At 61.5% G+C, this 22,903-nt stretch carries 16 protein-coding genes; 11 read left to right on the top strand and 5 right to left on the bottom strand.

Going from position 1 to position 22,903, the window contains the following annotated elements; genetic code table 11:
• Window positions 1–344: 344 nt before the first annotated feature.
• The 7 genes from L6Q67_RS13910 (at window position 345) to L6Q67_RS13940 (ending at window position 8,165) form a co-directional block, all read left to right on the top strand.
• Window positions 345–1,556: an acyl-CoA dehydrogenase family protein gene (locus L6Q67_RS13910; RefSeq protein ID WP_296570300.1), complete on the top strand. Its 1,212-nt coding sequence runs from the start codon at window positions 345–347 to the stop codon at window positions 1,554–1,556.
• 17 nt (window positions 1,557–1,573) lie between these two features.
• A complete protein-coding gene (ribB, locus tag L6Q67_RS13915; RefSeq protein ID WP_296570302.1) occupies window positions 1,574–2,263 on the top strand; it encodes a 3,4-dihydroxy-2-butanone-4-phosphate synthase in 690 nt (229 codons plus the stop codon).
• Between the two features lie 410 nt (window positions 2,264–2,673).
• On the top strand, window positions 2,674–3,243 hold the full coding sequence (gene msuE, locus L6Q67_RS13920; protein ID WP_296570304.1) for an FMN reductase: 570 nt from the start codon (window positions 2,674–2,676) through the stop codon (window positions 3,241–3,243).
• A gap of 40 nt (window positions 3,244–3,283) precedes the next feature.
• Complete coding sequence (gene sfnG / locus L6Q67_RS13925; RefSeq protein WP_296570307.1) at window positions 3,284–4,384, top strand: dimethylsulfone monooxygenase SfnG; 1,101 nt, start codon at window positions 3,284–3,286, stop codon at window positions 4,382–4,384.
• Between the two features lie 20 nt (window positions 4,385–4,404).
• Entirely contained in the window at window positions 4,405–5,631 is a 1,227-nt protein-coding gene (locus L6Q67_RS13930; protein ID WP_296570310.1) for an acyl-CoA dehydrogenase family protein, read from the top strand.
• Window positions 5,632–5,669: 38 nt separating this feature from the next.
• Window positions 5,670–6,929, top strand: a complete 1,260-nt coding sequence (locus L6Q67_RS13935; RefSeq protein ID WP_296570313.1) for an SfnB family sulfur acquisition oxidoreductase — start codon at window positions 5,670–5,672, stop codon at window positions 6,927–6,929.
• A 33-nt stretch (window positions 6,930–6,962) separates the two neighbouring features.
• Window positions 6,963–8,165 (top strand): PLP-dependent aspartate aminotransferase family protein, encoded by a 1,203-nt coding sequence (locus L6Q67_RS13940; RefSeq protein WP_367171643.1) that lies wholly within the window; start codon window positions 6,963–6,965, stop codon window positions 8,163–8,165.
• A gap of 734 nt (window positions 8,166–8,899) precedes the next feature.
• On the opposite strand, the gene L6Q67_RS13945 is transcribed toward L6Q67_RS13940, so the two are convergent.
• Genes L6Q67_RS13945 through L6Q67_RS13960 form a run of 4 tightly spaced genes read right to left on the bottom strand, consistent with a single transcriptional unit; the run spans window position 8,900 to window position 15,653 of the window.
• The gene (locus L6Q67_RS13945) at window positions 8,900–10,150 is read right to left on the bottom strand and encodes a DUF3322 and DUF2220 domain-containing protein (RefSeq protein ID WP_296570315.1); all 1,251 of its coding nucleotides are present in this window, start codon (window positions 10,148–10,150) and stop codon (window positions 8,900–8,902) included.
• The gene (locus L6Q67_RS13950; RefSeq protein ID WP_296570318.1) at window positions 10,125–13,481 is read right to left on the bottom strand and encodes an ATP-binding protein; all 3,357 of its coding nucleotides are present in this window, start codon (window positions 13,479–13,481) and stop codon (window positions 10,125–10,127) included. Before L6Q67_RS13950 ends, L6Q67_RS13945 begins: the two co-directional genes overlap by 26 nt.
• Window positions 13,478–14,206 (bottom strand): DUF4194 domain-containing protein, encoded by a 729-nt coding sequence (locus L6Q67_RS13955; RefSeq protein WP_296570319.1) that lies wholly within the window; start codon window positions 14,204–14,206, stop codon window positions 13,478–13,480. The genes L6Q67_RS13950 and L6Q67_RS13955 overlap by 4 nt, the downstream gene beginning before the upstream one ends.
• The gene (locus L6Q67_RS13960; RefSeq protein ID WP_296570322.1) at window positions 14,190–15,653 is read right to left on the bottom strand and encodes a DUF3375 domain-containing protein; all 1,464 of its coding nucleotides are present in this window, start codon (window positions 15,651–15,653) and stop codon (window positions 14,190–14,192) included. Before L6Q67_RS13960 ends, L6Q67_RS13955 begins: the two co-directional genes overlap by 17 nt.
• Window positions 15,654–15,781: 128 nt before the next feature.
• On the opposite strand from L6Q67_RS13960, the gene L6Q67_RS13965 reads away from it, so the two are divergent.
• Complete coding sequence (locus L6Q67_RS13965) at window positions 15,782–16,702, top strand: YafY family protein (protein WP_296570325.1); 921 nt, start codon at window positions 15,782–15,784, stop codon at window positions 16,700–16,702.
• A gap of 153 nt (window positions 16,703–16,855) precedes the next feature.
• On the opposite strand, the gene L6Q67_RS13970 is transcribed toward L6Q67_RS13965, so the two are convergent.
• A complete protein-coding gene (locus tag L6Q67_RS13970; protein WP_367171644.1) occupies window positions 16,856–17,377 on the bottom strand; it encodes a LysR family transcriptional regulator in 522 nt (173 codons plus the stop codon).
• Window positions 17,378–17,446: 69 nt separating this feature from the next.
• On the opposite strand from L6Q67_RS13970, the gene lysA reads away from it, so the two are divergent.
• The 3 genes from lysA (at window position 17,447) to L6Q67_RS13985 (ending at window position 22,375) form a co-directional block, all read left to right on the top strand.
• On the top strand, window positions 17,447–18,697 hold the full coding sequence (lysA, locus tag L6Q67_RS13975) for a diaminopimelate decarboxylase (protein ID WP_296570335.1): 1,251 nt from the start codon (window positions 17,447–17,449) through the stop codon (window positions 18,695–18,697).
• Window positions 18,698–19,130: 433 nt separating this feature from the next.
• A complete protein-coding gene (locus L6Q67_RS13980; protein WP_296570338.1) occupies window positions 19,131–21,605 on the top strand; it encodes an AAA family ATPase in 2,475 nt (824 codons plus the stop codon).
• Window positions 21,602–22,375: an HNH endonuclease gene (locus tag L6Q67_RS13985; protein ID WP_296570340.1), complete on the top strand. Its 774-nt coding sequence runs from the start codon at window positions 21,602–21,604 to the stop codon at window positions 22,373–22,375. Before L6Q67_RS13980 ends, L6Q67_RS13985 begins: the two co-directional genes overlap by 4 nt.
• The last annotated feature ends 528 nt before the right edge of the window (window positions 22,376–22,903 follow it).

The raw sequence follows: 22,903 nt of genomic DNA on the forward strand, positions 1-22,903 counted from the left end.
CGTGCCACGCCCAGAATACGCAGCCGGCACGTGCTGCTCAGGCAGCATGTCGACCGCGGCCTTCCCGCCAGGCGCGCGTCCTGACGCGCCAAAGAACGCATCAGGCCACCCCGGCCGTGCCCTTCTGCCCCATTCACAGGCCGGACTCGTGCCACTCCGGTCAGGTGCTGTCCAATCAGCAGCGCATCAGCAGCGCTGCTCTTGATCCCGCAATTGCCTCCCTTTTTCCCGGTTTCATCCCCCTCCTGGCGGAATGGCACGTTATCTGCTGATGGATGCTCGCAGCCGTGGCCTCGCCGCACCTGCCTCCCTCCACACCGACCCGGAACAATCGAAACGACACCATGCACACCTTGCTAGACGCAGTGGAGACCACCTTGTCCCGCGCTCCCGCCCCCCCCTTGGTCACCGCCCGGCTGCTTGTCGAGGAATTCGCCCGCACCGCGATTCAACGCGACGTGGCAGGCGGCACGCCCAAAGCAGAACGTGACGCGCTCAGGCGCAGCGGCCTGCTGCGCCTCGTCGTACCCAAGGAATACGGCGGACTCGGCGCTTCGTGGCATGACACCCTCCAGATCGTGCGCGAGATCGCGCGGGTGGACAGTTCCGTCGCCCACGTGTTCGCCTTTCAGCACTTGCTGCTTGCCACCGTGCGACTGTTCGGCAGCCCCGCCCAATGGCGCGCGGCGTACGAAAATACGGCCCGTCACGATCTGTTCTGGGGCAACGCCCTCAACCCCCTCGACACGCGCACCGTCTGCGCGCCCGCGGCCGACGGTCAGGGTCTGGTCTTCAATGGCCAGAAGAGTTTCTGCTCCGGCGGCATCGATTCGGACATGCTGATCGCCTCGGCGCTCGACAAGACCACGGGCAAGCTCGTCATCGCCGCCCTGCCCACCAGCCGCGATGGCATCCAGCTGTTCCCGGACTGGGACAACATGGGTCAGCGCCAGACCGACAGCGGCAGTGCCAGCTTCCATCAGGTGGAGATCCGGCGCGACGAGGTGCTCGCGCAGCCCGGGCCGCTCAGCTCCCCCTTCGCCTGCCTGCGCCCACTGATCGCCCAGCTCATCCTGACCAACATCTACCTGGGCATTGCCGAGGGCGCGCTTCATGAGGCGCGGACCTACACCAGGGGGCAGAGCCGGACGTGGCCCGCATCCCAGGTCTCATCCGCCACTCAGGATCCTTACGTGCTCGGCACCTACGGCGAATTCTGGGTCGCGCTCGAAGGCGCACGCCTCCTCACTGACCGGGCCGCCCGCAGCCTCGACACGGCCTGGGCACGCGATCTCGATCTCAGCGAAACGGAAAGGGGCGAGGTGGCGGTCCACGTGGCCGGCGCCAAGGTGGCCAGCACCCGCGCCGGGCTCGATCTGACCAGCCGCATGTTCGAGGTTGCCGGAGCCCGTGCCACCACCGCAGCGCTGCGCCTCGACCGCTTCTGGCGCAACCTGCGCACCCACAGCCTGCACGACCCGCTCTCCTACAAGCTCCGCGAGCTGGGCGACTGGAGCCTCAATGACGCCTATCCAACCCCGACTTTCTACTCCTGACACCGGGCACCCAGATCATGTATGACATCGACTTCGCATCCGGCTTCGACCACGTCGCCGACGCCATCAACGCCATCCGCAACGGTGAATTCGTCATCGTGGTGGATGACACCCATCGCGAGAACGAGGGCGACCTCATCATCGCCGCAGAAAAGATCACCCCCGAGCAGATGGCCTTCCTGGTCCGCCACACCAGCGGCGTGGTGTGCGTGTCCCTGCCCGGCCAGCGCCTGGACGCGCTGAACCTGCCGCTGATGGTTCAGGACAACACCGAATCCCACCGCACGGCCTTCACCATCACCGTCGATTGCCGCCACGGCACGACCACCGGGATCTCGGCCGCCGACCGGGCAGCAACCCTGCGCGCCCTTGCCGATCCGAGTTTCGTGGCAGACGACTTCGCCCGCCCCGGCCATATCTTCCCGTTGCGCGTTCGGGATGGTGGCGTGCTTGTCCGCGCCGGTCACACCGAGGCTGCCCACGACCTGGTGACCCTTGCCGGGCTGAATCCGGGCGGTGTGCTGTGTGAGATCGTTCGGGAGGATGGCAGCATGGCACGCCGCCCGGACCTGCTGCGCTTTGCTCACCAGCACGACCTGCCCATCATCACGATTGCACAGCTCATTGAATACCGTCGCAACATCGTCACGGTTCAAAGCACTGCCCGTCTGCACCGTGTTACAGCGAGTGAACTCCACGCGGCCTGAACCTGCCCTACCACCTTTCAGTTACGGCCACCGTCTGGTGGCCGTTTCCATTTAAGCAGATCCCTGGCGTTATTCAGAATCCTGACTTGCTTATTCAGCAGCAACGAAATAGCTAATCGTCAAATTCAGCCATCAAAAAAGCGTCACCAGCAGCAAGCAATGCTTTTTAAGTGCTTCCAGAGAAGCACCCTTTGAATAAGGGCCGCACTCCGAAGATATAAGCAAATATGAAATCCCGAGCCAATCGGAGATTTTCGCGCCCAGCCAGGGGGCTTCAGGTTAATTTCAATCAATTGCCATCCAGATTCTTATTTCTCCTCGTCTGGCACGGATGCTGCTATAGAAAATACAAGTCGTCGATGCATGCGACACCCCTCAATCCCCTCATCCTGTATTTGTGGAGCCAATTCATGAGCAATAAGCCGAAAGTCGTCGCCGTTTCCGGTGGTCTGTACAAACCGTCGCGTACCCGTGTGCTGGTAGACGAAATCGTCGCTACCCTTGGCCATCACAAGGCCATCGACCTGCATCTAATCGACCTCGCCGACCTCGCCAGCGAACTGGGCGGGGTGGTCAATCCGGCCGATCTGCCGAGCCATATCGCGGCCCATATCCATGCCATCGAGACCGCCGATGTGCTGGTTGTCGGCAGTCCTGTGTACCGGGCCACCTACACGGGCCTTTTCAAGCACTTGTTCGACTTCGTGCATCACGAATCCCTGATCGACGTTCCGGTGCTGCTTGCCGCCACAGGTGGTAGCGAACGTCACGCACTCGTGCTCGACCATCAACTGCGCCCCCTGTTCAGCTTCTTCCAGGCCGTCACGCTGCCGATCGGCGTGTATGCATCCGAAGCGGATTTCGAGAACTACCGCGTCGCCAGTGACAGCCTGCGCGCCCGCATCGACCTTGCCATCCAGCGCGCGCTGCCCTTCGTAAATAAGCGCCGCCAGCCGGAAACCGCCGCGCTGGCCGCCTGATCGTCATTCATTCCAATTCCAATCCGCCGGAGAAATCGCCATGAGCCAATCCCGCAACCCCATCAAGTTCGCCTATTGGGTGCCCAACGTCAGCGGCGGCCTCGTCGTCAGCAAGATCGAGCAGCGCACCAGCTGGGACATCCATTACAACCGCCGTCTTGCCCAGATCGCAGAGGAAGCCGGCTTTGATTACGCGCTGACTCAGATCCGCTTCACCGCAGGCTACGGTGCCGAGTACCAACACGAATCCGTTGCCTTCTCCCACGCTCTGCTGGGGGCAACATCCCGCCTCAAGGTGATCGCGGCTGTGCTGCCTGGCCCATGGCACCCCGTAGTACTTGCCAAGCAGATCGCAACCATCGATCAGCTCACTGAAGGTCGCATCGCAGTCAATATCGTAAGCGGATGGTTCAGAGGCGAGTTCACGGCCATTGGAGAGCACTGGCTTGAGCATGACGAACGTTACCGCCGCTCTGAAGAGTTCATCCAGGCGCTCAAGGGTATCTGGACCCAGGACAACTTCACCCTCAAGGGCGACTTCTACCGCTTCAACGACTACACGCTGAAACCCAAGCCCCTCCAGCAGCCTCACCCCGAGATCTTCCAGGGCGGTAGCTCGCGAGCCGCGCGTGACATGGCTGCCCGGGTCTCCGACTGGTACTTCACCAACGGCAACACCGTTGAAGGCATCAAGGCCCAGATCGACGACATCCGCGCCAAGGCCGCCAAGAACAACCACCAGGTGAAGATCGGCGTGAACGCATTCGTGGTTGTGCGCGACACCGAGGAAGAAGCCCGCGCGGTAGTTCAGGAGATCATCGACAAGGCCGACCCGGAAGCCGTGCGCGCCTTTGGTGACGCCGTCACCCAGGCCGGCAAGGCCAGCCCTGAAGGCGAGGGCAACTGGGCCAAGTCCTCGTTCGAAGACCTCGTCCAGTACAACGACGGCTTCAAGACCAACCTCATCGGCACCCCACGCCAGGTGGCCGAGCGCATCGTTGCGCTGAAGGCGGTGGGCGTCGATCTGGTGCTGACCGGCTTCCTGCACTTCCAGGAAGAGGTCGAGTACTTTGGCAAACACGTGCTGCCGCTGGTCCGCGAAATCGAGGCGGAGCAGCAGCAGGAACGCGTCGCCGCGTGACAGGCCGAGGATAGATCCCCATGAGCGACATCCAAGACAACCCGCTGTCCACCGGCACCGACTACGAGGCCCTGGCCGCCCGTTTCCGGCCGATCTTCCAGCGCATTGCCGAAGGCACCATCGAGCGTGAGCGCAAGCGCCAGCTGCCCTACGAGCAGATCGACTGGCTCAAGCGCGCCGGCTTCGGCGCCGTCCGTGTGCCGCGCGAGTTCGGCGGTGGTGGCGCCTCGCTGCCGCAACTGGTCCGCCTGCTGATCGAGCTGGCCGAAGCCGACTCCAACCTGCCGCAGGCCCTGCGCGGCCACTTCGCTTTCGTCGAAGACCGCCTCAACGCGCCGCCCACGCCCCAGCGCACCCTGTGGTTCAAGCGCTTCGTGGAAGGCGAACTGGTCGGCAACGCCTGGACGGAAATCGGTGACGTGAAGATTGGCGACGTCATCACTGTGGTCTCTCCCGACGGCGGCAAGTGGCGCCTGAACGGCCAGAAGTACTACAGCACTGGCAGCATCTTCGCCGACTGGATCGACGTCTTCGCGCGCCGCAGCGATACCGGTGGCGACGTCATTGCCGCGGTCAGCGCCCGTCAGGACGGCGTCAAGCAGAGCGACGACTGGGACGGCTTCGGGCAGCGCACCACCGGCAGCGGCACCTCGCGCTTCGAGAACGCCGTGGTCGAGGCTGAACATGTCATCGACTTCGCCACCCGCTTCAAGTACCAGACGGCGCTGTACCAGCTGGTGCTGCTGGCGGTACAGGCGGGCATTGGCCGCGCCGTGCTGCGCGACGCCGCCCAGGCCGTGCGCGACCGGCGCCGGGTCTTCAGCACCGGCAACGCACCGCGCGTCGCCCAGGACGCACAGGTTCAGCAGGTGGTCGGAGAGATCGCCGCCCTGGCCTACGCCGCCGAAGCCACCGCAATCCGCGCCGCCGAACCAGCCCAACGTGCCTACGAGGCCCGCTTCAGCGGCAACGACGCTCTCGACAAGGCGGCCAATATCGACGCCGAACTCGAGTCCGCCAAGGCCCAGATCGTCGTCTCCGAACTGGTCATCCGCGCCGCCGGCGACCTCTTCAATGCCCTCGGCGCCTCGGCCGCCAGTGAAGCCCGCGCCCTCGACCGTCATTGGCGCAACGCGCGCACCGTGGCTACCCACAACCCGCTCATCTATAAAGCCCGCATTGTCGGTGACTGGGAGATCAACGGCACTGAACCCCCTTACGTCTGGCAGATCGGCGGCGGTCGCTGAACCGCCCCGAGCGTCCCTACAGAACCCGAGGAATCCCCATGAGCAATCAAGCTGTTGCAACCCTGGAACGTCCACGCGTCAATTCACCCGCGCCCTTCGCCCCGCGCCCGCACCCCGTTCATTCGGCCCACATCATCCGCGACGATGCCGAAGCCATCGCGGTGGCCCGCAAGCTGGCCGCCAAGTTCGTCGTTGAGGCCGCGTTGCGCGATCGCGAAGGCTACCTGCCCATCGACGAGATCGACGCCTATTCCCAATCCGGCCTGTGGGGCATCAACGTGCCCAAGGAGTACGGCGGGGCCGGCGTGTCCTACGCGACCGTGGCCGAGGTGATCCGCATCATTGCCGCTGCCGATTCGAGCATCGCCCAGATCACCCAGAATCATCTCGTGCTGGTCGCCCACATCGGACTGGACGCCAACGAAGATCAAAAACACGAACTGTTCGGCCTGGTGCTCCAGGGCTACCGCTTTGGCAACGCCTTCTCGGAACTCAGTAGCCGCAACGTGGCAGCTTTCGAGACCAAGTTCGTCGACAAGGGCGACCATGTGGTCGTGCAGGGCCAGAAGTTCTACACCACGGGTGCCCTGCTCGCCCACATTGTGCCGATCGTCGCGGTGGATGAGGCCGGCAAGGGCTATCTCGCCTTCGCCGACCGGGACGCACCGGGTCTGACCGTCATCAACGACTGGTCCAGCTTCGGCCAGCGCACCACCGCCTCAGGCTCGGTCAAGATCGACCAGGTCAGCCTGCCGAAGAACCGCCTGGTGCCTGTCGATGCCTTCGACCGCCCAACCGCCGCCGGCCCGATCTCGCAGATCATCCAGTCGGCCATCGACGCCGGGATCGCCCACGGCGCGCTCGACGACACCATCTCCTTCATCCGAGAGAAGAGCCGTCCGTGGATCGACAGTGGCAAGGACAGCGCAGCCGAAGATCCGCTGACGATCTCTGCCATCGGCCAGCTCACCATCCGCCTGCACGCCGCCGACGCGCTGCTCGAACGGGCTGGCCGCAAGATTGATGCAGCCCTGGCGGACCCGAACGACCAGACGGTGGACGATGCAACCGTCGCCACTGCCGAATCGAAGGTGCTCACCACCGAGATCGCCCTCGAAGTCACCAACCGCCTCTTCGAACTGGCCGGCACCCGCGCCACCCTGTCGGCCCACAATCTCGACCGCCATTGGCGCAATGCCCGTGTGCATACCCTCCATGACCCGGTGCGCTGGAAGTACTTCCACATCGGTAACTTCCACCTCAATAAGGTAAGCCCGCCGCGTCATCCCTGGAACTGAGTCACAGTCATCGATCGCCCCAAGGGGCGATCGATGCATTCCGGAACCCGTCAATCTAAAACTGCCGCCATGAGTTCAGACCACCAAGACGACCTGCCTCTCAGTACCGAGACCATCACAGCCCAGGCTCTTGGCCACATCGCACCACCATTCCGCGAGATCGTTCCACCTATCCACGTGGCCACCACCTATGTGCGCAACGAGGATGGTGTGCTCACCGGTGGGCGGCTCTATGCCCGTGATGCCAGCCCCGCTTACGACCAACCCGAGGCTCTGCTGCGCGAACTCGAGGGTGGCGTCGATGCGCTGTTGTTCCCGTCCGGCATGGCCGCGGCCACTGCGGTGATCCAGTGTCTGCGGGCTGGCGATAAACTCGTGGTGCCTCAGGTGATGTACTGGGCCCTGCGCGGCTGGGTCCGTCGCTTTGCCGAAGAGCGTCAGGTCGAGCTGGTTGAATACGAGAACGGCAGTCTAGACAGCCTGCGTGCAGCCCTCACTGGTACGCCGGCCCGCCTGCTGTGGATCGAAACCCCGGCCAATCCAACCTGGGAAGTCACCGACATCATCGCCGCCACCTGCCTCGCCCACGAAACCGGCACCTTGGTTGCGGTGGACTCCACCGTCGCCACGCCGGTGCACACCCGCCCGCTGGAGCTGGGTGCCGACATCGTCATGCACTCCGCAACGAAGTACCTCAACGGTCACTCCGATGTGGTCGCCGGTGCACTCATTACCCGTGAGCAATCTTCCCTTTGGCAGCAGATCAGGCTGAATCGCGGTACGGGCGGCGCGATCTTGGGCGCCTTCGAGGCCTGGCTGCTGTTGCGTGGGCTGCGGACATTGTTCCTGAGGGTGCGCGCATCCAGTGCCTCAGCGGCCCAAATCGCGCACTTTCTGGCGGCCCATCCAGCGGTCGAGGCGGTGCATTACCCGGGGCTCGCAACCGATCCCCACCACGCGGTCGCTGCTCGGCAGATGCACGACGGTTTCGGAGGAATGCTGTCAGTGCGGATCAAGGGCGGCGCCGCCGCTGCGCGCCGGGTAGCAGGACGCTTGAAGCTGTTCAAGGAGGCGACATCCCTCGGTTCGGTAGAAAGCCTGGTCGAACACCGGGCACCGGTCGAAGGCCCGGAAACGCGCTGCCCGCCGGATCTGCTGCGCCTTTCTGTTGGCATCGAGCAGCCCCGGGACCTGATCGACGATCTGACCAGAGCACTCGACGATAGCTGCGCCTGAGTCGCCGACAGCGGGGTCGGCACCCAATCCAGGGGTGGCGACGGCCCTGTCCAGTGGCACATAAGGCCCCCGAAACTCAATCTTTACCTGCTGCCCAGCTCACTCTATCCAGTGTCCAAGGCATGAAGTGCGACACGTTTTCGCGGCATCTACAGAACCATTGAAACGACGAAGGGGCCAGTGGCCCCTTCATTCTTATCAAACTCCGACAAACCTTATTTTCTCTATGGTCGAAAAAATAAAAAGTGTCCTCAGGAGAGCCTGAGCCGAGGCTTTCGGAAAAGTGTCAAAACGGCCCCAAACACGGTCAGTTGATAGCAACATTTTTAGAAAAAGTGTCAGACGTCTCACGCTCAAGCTCCCGCGCTTGGGCGATTCAGACCCCATCCCAAGGATGACCAGTAATCCGGAAAACGCCAAGTCGCAGCCCCAGAATGCCGAGAATTCGGTTCATGGTCTGCACACTACCCTCACTACTCTCTTGTTCAATGCCTTGAAGGGTACTCGTTCAGCACGTCGTCGAGATACCGCCGCAACGTCGGCGGTCAAACTGCCAGTCCGACCAAACCAGCCGCCCGGTTCGGCATGGATCGCGCGGAGGTATTCAAAGAGGGCAACGTTACTCAGCACGCCGGTGACACACCTGATCGGGCGTCAGAGCGTAAGTCGGCACCGGGTAGGATAAGCTACCAGATCCGGTCAATCTCAGTCTCACGCTCGAACGGCCCGACCATTCATGTAGGGCATCCTGCCGGCTTGACGATGTTGCTCTGGCTCTCAATGTGCTCACGAGCCCATTGAGAGGATACATCCCCATAAAGCGCGCGCATCAGCACGGCCATGGCATCAGCCCAGCCCAACCGCTCCTGCTCCATCCGAATACGAGGCCCCCAAGCGCTGGCTCTCAGGTTTTCATAAACCGACTGCTCCTCCGCCGTCAAAGCGTCAAGAGGAACGTTGGGGCACTGGGCCGCCTCCTCAACCCAGAACGAGCGGTGCGACAGCAGCGTCTCCTCGTCCATAAGGACCGAGCGGAGATGCGGAACGGCACGACGTGCGCGATTCAGGATAGCGAAACCGTGGGTGTCAATATCACCCCAGTACAACACCACCTCTGCCCCAACCAGCCACGGAAGTGCTCCCACCGCACCAACGGCGTTTCCGAGCCGCATGACGACCATCGTTTCGGGCAAGTCAGGTAGCGCCAGGCCGGTCTCCAGGTTCTCGACAACGACAACGGCCCTGGGCGAAATCGGCAACGCCGCTATTTCTGTCACCGGCGCTTCGATGTCACATAGACCCCCTATGGCCTGTCGCAAGGCAGGGCAAAGGGCCCGAATCCGTACCCGATGCGCCGGCTTCCTCAGCCCAAAGAGGCGATAGAAGTCACTTTCCTCTTCGCTAACCTCACGCAGCGACCGAAGCAGGCCCGCGACCAGGCCCGTGCGCTTCTCAAGCCACTTCGTATCCACCCCTTCCACCGGTATCTGGCGAAGATACAAGCCTGATGCTCGGTTCGCGTTCAACCAGGCCAAGAGGGACACTAGCCGTTCGAAGTCCACGGCGGAATAGTCCGCGAGCACATCGAACCGTGTTGCGAGTGCACGCACCCCCATGTCTGGCCACCGCTCCCGCATCTGCTGACAGCGTTGCGTAGCAATTTCCCAGCGCCGCAACTGCCCTACGCAAGCAGCGACAGCCGCCGCATCCGGCAAGGTCAAGCTGACCGGCAGCCGATGCCGGCCCAGCCGGGCAAACTGGCGCTCCTCGAACATAAGCTCACCTGGCCCTGTCCTCGACAGCCAGGCGGATGCCCAAGCCCTGACTGCTGCCACGTCGTCCGTGATGTCCTTTTCGGTCGGGACACCCAAATTGACCTTCAGCGGCCACGCACCCTCGCCTGCCAACCAGTTCTGGTGCTGGTTGTTGAAGCGCCGAACTAGGAAGTCCCGAGCGGCGTCAGGAGATAACAGCTTCTTCGGCATTGCGAACATCCTGGGTCAGCTTCAAGCGTTGAGCGCCACGGTCGTACTCGATGGGAATGACAGCAGACTTCTTGCGGTCCTTAATATGCACGAAGCAGGCGCCGCCGATGAACGGCTCAAGCGTCATCACCGACTTGAGCGGCGTCGCCACAATCATCTGGAAGCCAAAGGTCTTGAAGATATTCATCGCCATCGCCGTGAACTCGGCATCAGCCTTGTCGAAAGCCTCGTCAAGCACCACGGTGGAGTAGCTCGGCAACGCCCTGTCCTGACCACCGAGTTGATAGCGCAGTGCTGCAGCCAAGCAGGTCGCCGCCAGCTTCTGGCGCTGCCCACCCGATTTGCCGGCTCCGCTGCGGTAGACCTCCACCTCGATGTCGTCGCCGTCAAGCTCACGAGCGACAAACTCCACGTGTTGCCTGACATCAAGCACCAGGTTGCGCCAGTTCTTGTCCGCGGTCTCCTGGCTCGCAAGACGCTTGACCAAGGCCGCCAAGGTCTTGAAACGCTCCTCAGCCAGATCGCGGTCATTCGAGAACGAGTGGCTGAGCGACTCTTTCAAACTCGCGCGAAACAGCCGCACGTCCTCGAGAGACTTGTCCATCGTCTCGATGACCAAGTGGGTCCCTGGGTTGAACGGCGCGGCTTTCAAGCTCTCGTTAACCAGTTCCATGCGTGAGCGGATAGCCGAGCGCTCTTCGTCCAGTTTGGTCGCCAGCAACGTGAGGTTCTGGTCGCTCTGTTCGCGTAGCAGGCCGAAGAAGCGGCCCTCATAAGCGGGCAAGTTGTCGTCTTCGAGACGCTTGAGCTTGGCCAAGTAGTCGTCCGCACTTTCCAGCGTTGCGTCTAGACCGCCAGCGACTGCAGGCCACAAGCGGTTGAATTCGACGAACCGCTGAACGATGAAACCTTTCAACTCCGTCAAGCGAGACTCCAGCACTCGCAACTCGTTGCTGAGCCCTCGGTCGACCTGCGCATACACTTGGTCGAGACTCTCAAGAGTGACTTCCTTGCCAACGGCCTCGTACCTGGCTGCAATCTGGTCTGCGAACGCCGGCGCGCGATCAGAAGTTGGCCACAGACGCGCCAGCTCGGCGAGTTTGCCGTTCAGCTTTTCGAGGTCCTTGGCGAGGCCCCGGCCTTTCGCGTCCTCTTCATTCTTTTTGCCGACAGCCTTGGAATGCACCGTCTCCTGCGTTTTGATACGGTCGTCCAGAATGGCCAAGTCTGGCCGCGCATCCCGTTCCGCCTTCAGACGCATCGTCAAATCGTCGATGCGAGCCAGGAGAGCGCCAACGTCGACATCATTCCAGGTCAGGTTCGACAGGTTCTGGCAGTGCAGAAGCTGCTCTTGCTGGAGATCCTCTTCGTCACCAATTTTTTCGAGCGCTGTCTGCAGTTCGGAGATGCGCCCACCTAGCTCTGCCGCGCGGCTCTTGTAGAGCGCCAGCTTCTCCTTGTTGTCGAAGCCCAGGACCCACTGGCTGCGGTCGTTGACGTTGTGTCGGTCGTTCTTCTCGTGCCGGGTCGTGCTGTGCTTGACCAAACCTTCCCTCGTGACCGCGCGTGGCGCATTCTGGAAGATCTGCATGGTGTCTGCGCACTCGAGGTCAAACGCGTGCTTCAGCTCCTCGCGAACCCAATCACCGAAGGGCCCTGGCGCCAGGTTCAGTTTGCGCACCAGCGAGTTCGGACCGGGGGTACGCCCAGAGGTCTGTTGGATGGTCCGGAAGTACACCAGGCGCTCGCCGATGTTGCGCTCGTTCAAGTAGCCGGAGACTGCGGAGTAGTTCTTGTCATCGACGAGGATGGCTCGTGCGAAGCCGCCGAGAACACGTTCGATGGCACCTTGCCATTCGGCCGAGTCGGAACGCACTTCCACCAGCTCTCCAACGAAGGGCAGCTTCTCTTCCGGGATCGAAAGGTCGCGCGCCATGCGCTCTCGCAGGTCCACCAGCCGCGCCGGAAGGTTCGATTTCTGGCGCTCAAGCGCCCTTACCTCGGCCACCGTCTTGGCGAAGTCATCACTCGCTTGCCGATGGTCAGTCTTGAGCTGATCCTTGCGGCCTTCGAGTTCCTTCTTCAGGTCGCGGGACTTCAGAACACGCTGCTTGGCAGCGTCCACCCGCTGAACGAACCAAACGACGCCGTCGGGCACGGCCCAGCCCATGGCCTGGCAGGCCGCAGCCGCTTGGTCGCGCTTTGCCATTCGGACAGGCTTTTCAGCTTCGGCCGCCTTGATATCTTCTTCCAGACGGTCGAGAACTTCAGCGCCCATGTTGAGCTTCTGTCGCTGCAAATCCGTCAGCTTCTCGAACTCGGTGTCGGCAATGTGGGATAGCCGCTGAACCTCTTGGCGAGACGCCTCCTTGTCCACTTCCAGTTCCGCAACCCGCTCATCGAGGAGAGCCTTGCGACGAAACTCTCGGTACTGGTCAGTGGCGGTCTGGATGGCCTGCAAGCCGTTGCGCTCGTTGTTACCTCGCCCCAACTCCATGTGCTCATCACGCGCCGGCTTGAGCGTCTGGATTTGCTTGCGAGCCGCCACCACCTCCTGGTGCGCCTCATTGAGCTCCCCGAACTCGTTAACCAAGCTGGTAGCAATGCCGAAGGTCTCGGGCTCATCGAGCATAAAGTCCCGCAGGAACACGTTCAGATCGCCGAGGTTCTTCGCCGATTGTGTCTTGTGCAGGAGCCGAAGCGCACGCTCGTTATCGATACCCAGCAAGCGGCGGAAGCGCTCTTGGTAGGCGCTGAACTCGGTATGCACTTTGGCATCAGGCAGGTCGTGCTTGAAGCGCCGCGTGTCGAACTCGCTCTTGGCAAAGAACTCCAGTTCCTGCACGTCAAGCTCGCGCTCCAGGGTTAGATACAAGCGCTTGGCGTCCCCTGAGGCCGTCGAGTTTCCCTTGACCCATAGAACCTGGGCGAGAAGGACCACATGGCCCTGCTCGTCGCAGTAGGTCTCAGCAATGGCCGACCAAGTCGTGCCGCTGCGCAGGTACTGCGAGACGTACTCACCACCATCGCCCGTCTGCTGCGCCCAAGCACCCCGAAGGTAGGTCATAACGCTGCGGTCACGCCCATGTCGCTCGGCCTCGCGCGCAGCGACGTTGAAGTCCACCCACTTCGGTGGTGTCAGCAATGCCGCATGAGCGTCCAAGACCGTCGACTTGCCCGAGCCGGATGGGCCGACAAAGAGGTAGCCCTCTTTGGGGATTGGGAAGTCGAAGACGTTGGAGAACGTGCCCCAGTTGAACGTCTGGATACGAGTGAGCCGAAACTGGTCATCGGCGCCTTCGAACAGGACAGTTTGGCCAAAGGGGTTCACAGCGCGTCTTCCTCATCTTCAGGGTTATCAAACTGTCCGTCGCCTTCGATACCGTCCTCGTGAGCCGCCGCTGGCGCAGATGTCAACGAGGCGTACGTTCTCACCAAGTCCTGAATTTCCTCAGCAGAGAACAACAGCTTCAGCGTCGGCGCCACCTCATAGCGCTCGCCAGAGCCGCGGATGAACTGCAGCAGGCTCAGCTTCTTGGCCTTGTCAACGGCGTTGACAATCTGCCGTTCGAACCGCGCGTGGTCGGGATTGCTGTCCCGCTCAAACACCGACAAGTGCTGCTGCATGTCGTCGAAGGACACGACCGCGCGCTCGCCCTGAGCATCGGCCTGGGTCAAGCGCTGGCGCAGAAACAGCAGCAACGCCGTCTCCAAGAAGGTCAGCGAAGCCTTGCGCAGTAGGATAGGCACGTCGAACTCTTCGGAGACGACCTGCCGCGTGAACGCGACGCGCTGCTCGTGGTCGATGACGACTTCCAAGAACAGGTCGTGCATGCGCGACCGAATGACGGCTTCGTCGCGCAGCAGCACTGGCCAGAGTTTGGACTGGCGCCGAGCATCCACCGAAGGGCCCAGAAGCAACTGCACGAGCACCCGCCGAGTGTCGACGGGAAGTCCGCCCGTGTCGCCGCGGAAGATTGTCGCTTCTGCGGTCGGCGCGTCCGGTGCTTGCTCCTCGGCAAGAGGCTCGTCCGTCGAATCAGTCAACGAGTTCAAGATAGCGCTCCCTCATGAAATAGATGGTCGGCACCTTGGCGCGACGCTGCGTCGCGTCGTCACCGGCCCACGAAACGACTTCGGATCCGTCCGTGACTTCGCCATGCTTGGCACCCAGGGCCACGTATCCAACGACGCTGCCGAGCCCTTGCTCTGCCGGGAACTCCGTAAGGACCTGGCCGATGGTGACCTGCGACTGGCGTTCGAGAATGGAGCGCAGATGCGCCTTGAGCGTCCGGAAGTCGATTTCAGACTGGCGGACAAGTTCGCTCACCGCGTCGAGGTCCAGCTCTGAAGGCTCGGCGGCAAGCATCGACGAGTCGGTCACACGCTGCGCCGGGTCATACAGAGCCCACTGAGATACCGACCGGATGCGGCTGCTGGATTGCATGAGCTCGAAGCCGACCTGCTCGTTAGGGCGCACCATGTCCTTGGCACTCAGTGCCGCCTGTGTTGCCTCTTTCAGCAAGCTGTGCAGCCGACGGTGCTCGAGGAACTCCCGGCTCTGGACGAAGCTTTTCAGGCTGCGCGCGAAGTGCTGCAGTACGTCGTGCACGCCACGGCCCTCGTTGAGCAGCGCGCCTGTCAGCCCCAGCAGGAACTTCCGTTCGTGTGATTCAAGCTGCTGGGCGAAGGGGCGCCCCGTTACTTCATCTAATGACTCCCGCAGAGTGGTGGCTTGCTCGCTGTCGGTCAGCAACCGCCAGAAGGCATTGAAGGTCCGGCCAGCATCGCTCTCGCCGATGAGGTCCACGCCTGCGAAGAGCTGCTCCAGCACGTCGCCGCGGCTGCCATAGTTCTCCATGAGGCTCTGCCGCAGCCCGCGGTTCAGGCGTTCAAACTCGTCGCGAACGCTCCGGAAATCGGCAGCCAGTTCCTGCGCCAGGGCAATGACCTCTCGCGCGCGCTCCAGCGCTCGGTCAGGTGCGAGTGTCTTGACGCCTCCACGTTCGACCTCTTCGATGGCCCTGTCGATGCGGTCGCGCTCAGCGCGTAGCGCTGCCATACGAGCTTCAGGGCTGGTGTTCGTCTCCTCGGCCAGGCGTGACAGCTGGTGTATGACGACTGACAGCCGGCTCTCGGTCGCGGTAGTCCTTGGCTTCAACAGGCCGGTGACGAAGCGCAGCGCGGTCAGAGCCTCAGCCGACAGCTCGTACTCCTCCTCGGGAGCGCCGGTCGGAAACCGCCGCGTCAGCCATCCCTGGTTGAGCCATTCGGCGACATAGGCCTGAGGCGCCTGCGGCAGGTCTTCGCCTGCGGAGCGAAGAGCATCGACGTCACGAGCAAGGCGTTCCAGGAGCACCGAGCCCGGTAGAGCTTTGTCAGCCTCCATGAACAATGCCTGCAGCAGCGCAATCACCACTGGGGCCTTGGCGGCCGCAAGCAGTTTCCACAGCGGCTGCTCCCGCAGATTGCGGAAGGCTGCAGCACCGCGAAGCGCCTTCATGCAACACCTCCGTCGATTTGACTGCCGTTCGCGACTCGCACCTTGAACCTCCAAGCGGAACTGTCTCTCAAATATACGACTACTTTTTATACTCGTCTAGTTTTTGTTCTTATGGCAAAATCTTCAACATGAAGGAACATAGCAGCCCCACATCGGACACCGCCAAGGCGGCCGGACGCCCGGCCGGCAGGTGGAGCCAAGAACGACGGCTGGAATTCATCGACTTCCGCTTGCAATGGGACGGCCGACTCAATAGAGGCGACCTGATGGACTTCTTCGGCATCTCCGTGCCGCAAGCGTCTCTGGACATATCCCGGTACACCGAGCTGGCGCCAGGCAACCTTGTGTACGACCGAAGCTCGCGGGCTTACCTCGCCTCGGACGGCTTCAGCCCCCTTTACGCGTCGAGCGACGCAAGCCGCTACCTCAACGAATTGCTCGCTCAAGTCGCCGGCGTTGCCTCCGGGCCCAGCAGCTTCCTCGCATGGGCTCCCACGGTGGCTACTGTCCCTAGCCCCGGACGAACGTTTCACATTGATGTCCTTGTTGCATTGCTGAAGGCAATCCGTGAGGGCACGGCCTTGCGTGTCCTCTATCAGTCGATGACACGACCGCAGCCGACCTCGAGAACACTGTCTCCCCATGCGCTAGCCCATGACGGATTTCGCTGGCACGCGCGTGCCTACTGTCACACGCGCAAGGAGTTCCGCGATTTCGTGATTGCCCGAATGCTCGAAGTCAACGGATCAGAGCCCGCAGCGACGGCCAGCGCTGAAGACGACCAGGAGTGGCACACCATCGTACCCCTGGTGCTTGTTCCACATCCGAATCTATCTGAATCTCATAGGCGAGCGATAGAGCTCGACTTCGGGATGAAGGACGGCCAGGTCGAGTTTCAGTGCCGTCAGGCGTTCCTCTTCTATGCTTTGAGACATCTACGGCTCGATCTGGACCAGTCCGCCAGGCCAGAAGCGCAGCAGATTGCTTTGAAGAACCGAGCATTCGTCGAGACAGTTATGGCCGGGCGGATATCTACCGCCCAACGATGAGAATGGCACTGGGTAAGGAAGCCTGTAATGGCGACCACCACACCAGTTGACACTGCTCCTGCCAGGGACGCTTGCTAGTCGAAACATGCCGTGGGCGCGGTGGGTATCTCGTCGTCAGCTGCGAGCGCAGCATGGGCGGTTTTACACCTCTCATTACCTGACCCACGATCCACGGATAATCTCGCATGGAAATCGAGGATGCCAACCCATCCAAATTGAATCGCCCCGGGTTCCCTGAACGTTCCAGTGGCCTGACTTAACCAAGTGGCCTCCGCGAAAGCCGGGGCGATTCAGATGCACGCTGACTCCTAGTTCAGGATGTGCATGTGAGAGATATACCAGTGCACGGGGTACCAAGGCATGGGCCAATGCCGGCAAACACGCAATGCGCAAGCGACCTGTCACTTGCGTGCGCAATTCGCTGGCGCGCGCTGCGATCTGTTCCAAGCCTATAAACGAGCGTTCTACTTCCTGCATTAGCGCAAGTGCTCGCACGGTAGGTCGTAATCGGCCCCGCACCCGGTCAAAAAGGTTAAACCCCAGTAACTGCTCCAGACGACCCAGCTCGCGACTCAAAGTGGGCTGGCTTGACGCGCACGCGTCAGCTGCACGCCCCAGGTTGCCGTGCAGCATGATGGCGCGAAACATCGTCAGCTGGCGATGAGTTAAATTCATATCAATATTGAATAGCTACATGACAAAAATAGCATTGATTGAATTGACTATGAAGGGAATCATCCACTCATGAACCCTTTTACTCCCGCTACCATCGCTCCTTTGGCCCAGCAGTTCGATACCCCGCTGTGGATCTACGATGCCGACACCATTACGCGCCAGATTGCCGCTCTGCGGTTGTTTGACGTAGTGCGTTTCGCTCAGAAAGCCAACTCCAATACACACATCCTTCGCCTCATGAAGCGACAGGGCGTAGTGGTGGACTCGGTGTCTTTGGGTGAAATCGAACGCGCGTTGGCTGGTGGTTTTACGCCGGGCTTGCACAACGGGCACGCAGACATCGTGTTCACGGCCGATCTGCTGGACCGCGCTACGCTTGCGCGCGTGGTGGAACTCAATATTCCCGTGAACTGCGGCTCCATGGACATGCTGGACCAATTGGGTGCGGTCAACCCGGGGCACCCGGTGTGGCTACGCATCAACCCAGGTTTCGGGCATGGCCATTCCAAGAAAACAAATACCGGTGGCGAGCATAGCAAGCATGGCATCTGGCATGGCGACCTGGTACGCGCCTGCGAAAAGATCAAGTCCAACGGCCTGGCCTTGCAGGGCCTGCACATGCACATCGGCTCAGGCGTGGACTACGAGCACTTGCAGGAAGTGTGCGGTGCAATGCTGAAGCTGGTAGAGGTAGTGAATGCGCAGGGTTTGGACCTGCACGCCATCTCCGCGGGCGGCGGTCTGTCCGTTCCCTACCAGGCCGGTGAACCCACGATTGATACGGCGCACTACTTTTCATTATGGGATGCAGCGCGCCATGCCGTGGAACAACTGCTGGAGCACCCAGTGAAACTGGAAATAGAACCGGGCCGCTATTTAATGGCCGAGTCCGGCGTGCTGGTCACCGAGGTACGCGCCACGAAGCAACAAGGCGCTAACCATTTTGTGATGGTGGACGCTGGCTTCAGTGATCCGGCTCGCCCGGCCCTATACGGCGCCTACCACGGTATGGAGTTGATCCACTCTGATGGCACAGCGGTTAATGGCCTGCAGTTTGACACGGTGGTTGCCGGACCTCTGTGCGAGTCGGGAGATGTGTTTACGCAGGGGGACGGTGGCGTGGTGTTGCACCGCTCCTTGCCGCAGGCGCAGGTGGGCGATCTCCTGGTGTTGCACGACACCGGTGCGTATGGCGCCTCCATGTCATCGAACTACAACGCGCGCCCGCTGATTGCCGAAGTGCTGATGGAAAATGGTGAGCCCCGGCTTATTCGACGAAGGCAGACGGTGGCTGAGCTGCTCGCGCTGGAGGCGGTGTAAGGCATCTATGGCCGCATGGCTGCTTAGGAGAAAGCTGACTGGCTGCTTGGGATCGGAAGTTCGCGTTCGCTGGATGGGAAAGCTGCCGTTCAAGGGCTCCCAAGGCTGAACGGCAGGTAAACGACAGATTGCAGCCCGATTCCGCGCATTAGGCCAACGGCCGGATTGGCCGAAGAGTAGTCCCCCGAACCAGCGACAGGACCTCGGCCATAGCTGACTACTGCAGGTATGGATGAGCATGACTGCTACCGCACCTGAAGAGACACTGGCTGTCCGAATCTGGAGCCATGAAGCTTCCGGTCAAACACCCCCACAGTTTGCGTCTCCACAACACGCCCTCCTAACTCGAGCAGCATAACACACAATGCCTTGATGATGTGAAAATGGGCTCATAAGCCAAGGCTGGAACTGGCCATCTTCCGGGGGAGGAATAATGTTTGACGAGCGGGCCGTACAGACGGCTAAGTTCTGGGAGGAATTGCGCGCGCTGCGTGCGCCCTCCGGGCTGAGGGAGGACGAGTTCGAGCGGTTCGCGCTGATAGTGATTGGTCTCACCTGCGTGGCGCAGTCGCCAGGGCCTTGGTCCAACGAGATGACCGACCGGGCGAGGGAGACTTTTATGATCCTGACGACTGTAGACCCATACCAGGACGAGAATCGTTTTCGTCAAGCATGGGTTGGCGCGTGCGATGCACTGGCCAGAATCTCCCGGATCACCGGCCAAGCCGACGTCCCGCGCGAGGTCGGATCCTTTCAAGCATTCGAAAGCATCGTCAGGATGCTCGACCACTTTGGGCGGGCCTGGGCCTCGCAGAGGGAGTTCCTGCTGGACTGTTTCGACGAGGTGTTTCATCGAGTCGTCAGTCGCCTGACTGTGACCGGGTACCGCGGTGGCGACACTGCAGCGGCTTTAGCGGCTCACCTCTCGGCACGCGTCGACCGTATCTCTGAGTATTTCGCAACAACGGGCGAGTTCGCCGTATTGCGGAGTATTCTCCTCAATGTGGAGACGTCCGCGCGCATAGGCGTGATCGACCGCCTGAACTTCTTCATCGGACTTCGGCTTGGCCTTCACGGCATTGATGTGGAGGACCTGCCACCGGGCGAAGACGATCTTGCGTCCTTCGTCAGCAGTCGCTTTTTGCTGGTTGATCATCCGCGCCGAGACCCCACCGGGCGGCGTCCACATTCACAAAGATGGGCCGATCACCAAACCTCGCTCGAGGCCCTGGACCACTTGCTGCGGAATCAGCTCGATCTCGGAGTGAGTTTGATCATCGTTCCTGGTGCCGATCGATCAGCCGGGGGATGGCGAAACAATCTGCGAGAGTATCTCGTGAGCAGTGGTCGGCTGCTCGCGGTGATTGACCTTCCCCAAGATCGCCGACATGGATCGCGCAAGCAGGTGTCGGCTTGGCTCCTCGGGGAAGGGGGGCTGTCAAGCAACCATGTGCTGATGGTGGACGCGAAAGGTCTCGCCGGCAGAGGCGAACTTCGCGAGGCTGGCCTCCTGATGGCGTTCGTGGCTGCGATTGTGTCGCTTGGCGTGCCGGAGGGGTGGCGCTCCTCGAGCCTCCCAAGGCGGCACCAATTCAGATCGGACGACTTGGAAGCAATGCTGGAGGCTTACTTCAAGGACGGGTATCGGGACGTGGAGGGCGTCTGCCGGCGCGTTCATGTTAGCGAACTCATCGAGAAGGCCTACAGGCTCGCTGCGTCCGTCTATATCGAAGGCGCGGACAAGGAGACGAAGCGCAAGACGTTCATGCCGTTGCTCAACAGCGCCCCCGTGTTGGAGGCCCTGCGGCAAGGACGTGACCACAGCACACGCATCTACGTCATTGGCAACAACGGCGAAGGCAAGAGCATTCTGCTTGGTGATCTGGCGGATCGTTTGGTGAAGGACGGCCAGCGCGTCGTCGGCATCTCGTTCGGACTGACGGACAGGTTTCCGTTCGAGCGGCCCAAGCAGGACGGACAGCAGTTCATCTATGTCGGGGCCCGCACCTCGGAACGCGGCATTGCGCTTGGCCGCACTTCGGCGGACGTTAATCGCATGGTGCGCGAGATCCACGTGAGCGCCGAGCGGCTCAAGGTCTTCGACGCGGTCGTGAGGCACCTCGGCTTCGGCGAGCGTCGGTACCTGGTGCCATTTGGCCTGAACAGATCTTTCGATGACGACCGAGAGCGTTACGCCGAACTGCAGCAGCTAACGGAAAGTGCCGATGAGAACGCGCGCATCCTTCAGCGCGCAGGCGCGAACAGGTACGAGCTGGGTCTCATGCGACAGGAGTCCCAGCGTTCGATAACGAGATTCGGCGAGTTGAGTTCGGGGGAGCAGCAACTGCTGACCCTGGCTCTCAAGCTCACGGCTTACGCCGGCGACAGCACCGTGATCCTGGTAGACGAGCCGGAGTTGAGCCTTCACGTGAGCTGGCAGCGCGCCATTCCGGGGATGTTGGAGATCGTCGGCTCCCGTATGGGCTGCTCAATGGTCGTGGCAACGCACTCCCCCGTCGTCGTCGCCAGCGCGACCCATCGCGACGATCAATGTTTCGTCGCCCGCAGGCATGGGCTGACTGAACTTGGCATTCGTCAGCGCCGATCGGTCGAGACAGCATTGTTCGATGGATTCCGGACCTACACGGCGAATAACCGGCAGGTGCACGAGCGCTGCGCCGCGATGGTGTCGCAAACCATCCAGCGTCTCAACGCCCGGTCGCCCGTACAGAATGGGAATCTTCCCACCTTGGAGTCGCTGCATGAAGAGCTGGAGTTGATGGACCAAGTCATTCGGATGGCCGGCTCGGCGCAGTTGTCGCATGCGCGGGAAGACCTGGAGTTGGTCGCTCGCACCCGTTCGGCCATTGATGAACTCGCGTCGATCGAGCGAGGAAACGCCACATGAGTTGGTTTAAGGGAACACATCCCTCGCGGATAGAAATGCGTCGAGAGCTCAAGCTGTATCTCGGTGTGGCGCATGGAACCAAGAAGCATGTCCCACGCACGCAGGTGCTGCTTCGGAAGTTGTGGACCCAGGCGCGCTCACGTCCGTTTGTCGATGTTTGGCCGGCGCTGGACGCGATGGCCGATGTTACGGCGCTGGGTACCATCACGGGAGCCTCCATCAAGTCCGCCTTCAGGCGCAGGCTGTTGGAGTTGCAGGGGGGACGGTGTTGCTATTGCCGCCGCTGGCTGGTCAGCACGGCGTACGCCAAACCCATCGAGCACATCCTTCCGCGGCACCACTATCCGCAGTTCTCCGTCGAATTCTGGAATCTGGCAGTGGCTTGTAGCGATTGCAACGGCGCCAAGACCGATGACGTGTGGGGCGCCATCTCGACAAAGCGGCGCCAATACCCGAGCGCCCGGGAATTCACCGACACGTTTCACCCTAGGTTGCATCGATACGATGATCACGTCCGCTACGTGAGGCTGGAGACCAACTTGAGCGCGGTTGTGCTCTTCACCGGATTGACGCGCCAAGGTCAGCACCTGTGTAGCTCGCTGCTGCACCGCATTGCGGCCAAGGAGACTTTGGTCGAGAACAATCCGGCCTTGGCGCCGGCGATGGACCAGATCCGCAACTTCGGGGCGAAGGCCGAAGGCATGCGCCTGGAGCGCTTCGACGCCTTCCGCGAAGCGCTTGACCAAAGCGTCATGCGTCTGCTCGAGTAGTTCGGCCCTCCTTGGACAATCACCATGCGCACCGGGGAGGATGCATGCGCCCCAGCTACGTGCCGGTCGACTACGAAAATGTGCATGACTTGAGGACAAGCGCCTTGACACTTAGGCACGTCGCGGACGTGCGGGAAAGCCTCAAGAAGCGGCTCGCCTTAAGACAGAGGCGAATGTTGGGCCAATAGCCATCTGGCAGAGCGAATGTGCCCAAAACCTGCCCGTCATCACCGGCGGGAGTTGGCCGTCAGCAGTCATGCTCGCACATATGCATAACCTTCCACTTTGGCCGAAAAGCAACCGTCCCGCATACCCTCCACTATGACCACTTCACACGCGCTCCTACCCAAAAAGTAGGGGGCCAACGGCCCCCTCTCTTCGCTCAGACTCCGACGAACTTTATTCGGATCCGACTGACTTTATTTTCTCCAGTCAAACCTCTCCAGCCCGATCACTCCACCGTCACGCTCTTGGCCAGATTCCGCGGCTTGTCCACATCGGTGCCCTTCACCAGCGCAGCGTGGTAGC

It is taken from the genome of Zoogloea sp. (genome assembly GCF_023150065.1).
Lineage (GTDB): Bacteria > Pseudomonadota > Gammaproteobacteria > Burkholderiales > Rhodocyclaceae > Zoogloea.

Excerpts from the sequence above, each read along its gene's own strand:
- L6Q67_RS13910 (WP_296570300.1), top strand. The coding sequence starts at position 345 with ATGCACACCTTGCTAGACGCAGTGGAGACCACCTTGTCCCGCGCTCCC.
- lysA (WP_296570335.1), top strand. The coding sequence starts at position 17,447 with ATGAACCCTTTTACTCCCGCTACCATCGCTCCTTTGGCCCAGCAGTTC.
- L6Q67_RS13965 (WP_296570325.1), top strand. The coding sequence starts at position 15,782 with ATGAAGGAACATAGCAGCCCCACATCGGACACCGCCAAGGCGGCCGGA.
- L6Q67_RS13970 (WP_367171644.1), bottom strand. The coding sequence starts at position 17,377 with ATGAATTTAACTCATCGCCAGCTGACGATGTTTCGCGCCATCATGCTG.
- L6Q67_RS13935 (WP_296570313.1), top strand. The coding sequence starts at position 5,670 with ATGAGCAATCAAGCTGTTGCAACCCTGGAACGTCCACGCGTCAATTCA.
- L6Q67_RS13930 (WP_296570310.1), top strand. The coding sequence starts at position 4,405 with ATGAGCGACATCCAAGACAACCCGCTGTCCACCGGCACCGACTACGAG.
- L6Q67_RS13960 (WP_296570322.1), bottom strand. The coding sequence starts at position 15,653 with ATGAAGGCGCTTCGCGGTGCTGCAGCCTTCCGCAATCTGCGGGAGCAG.
- msuE (WP_296570304.1), top strand. The coding sequence starts at position 2,674 with ATGAGCAATAAGCCGAAAGTCGTCGCCGTTTCCGGTGGTCTGTACAAA.
- L6Q67_RS13980 (WP_296570338.1), top strand. The coding sequence starts at position 19,131 with ATGTTTGACGAGCGGGCCGTACAGACGGCTAAGTTCTGGGAGGAATTG.
- L6Q67_RS13985 (WP_296570340.1), top strand. The coding sequence starts at position 21,602 with ATGAGTTGGTTTAAGGGAACACATCCCTCGCGGATAGAAATGCGTCGA.
- sfnG (WP_296570307.1), top strand. The coding sequence starts at position 3,284 with ATGAGCCAATCCCGCAACCCCATCAAGTTCGCCTATTGGGTGCCCAAC.
- L6Q67_RS13940 (WP_367171643.1), top strand. The coding sequence starts at position 6,963 with ATGCATTCCGGAACCCGTCAATCTAAAACTGCCGCCATGAGTTCAGAC.
- ribB (WP_296570302.1), top strand. The coding sequence starts at position 1,574 with ATGTATGACATCGACTTCGCATCCGGCTTCGACCACGTCGCCGACGCC.
- L6Q67_RS13945 (WP_296570315.1), bottom strand. The coding sequence starts at position 10,150 with ATGCCGAAGAAGCTGTTATCTCCTGACGCCGCTCGGGACTTCCTAGTT.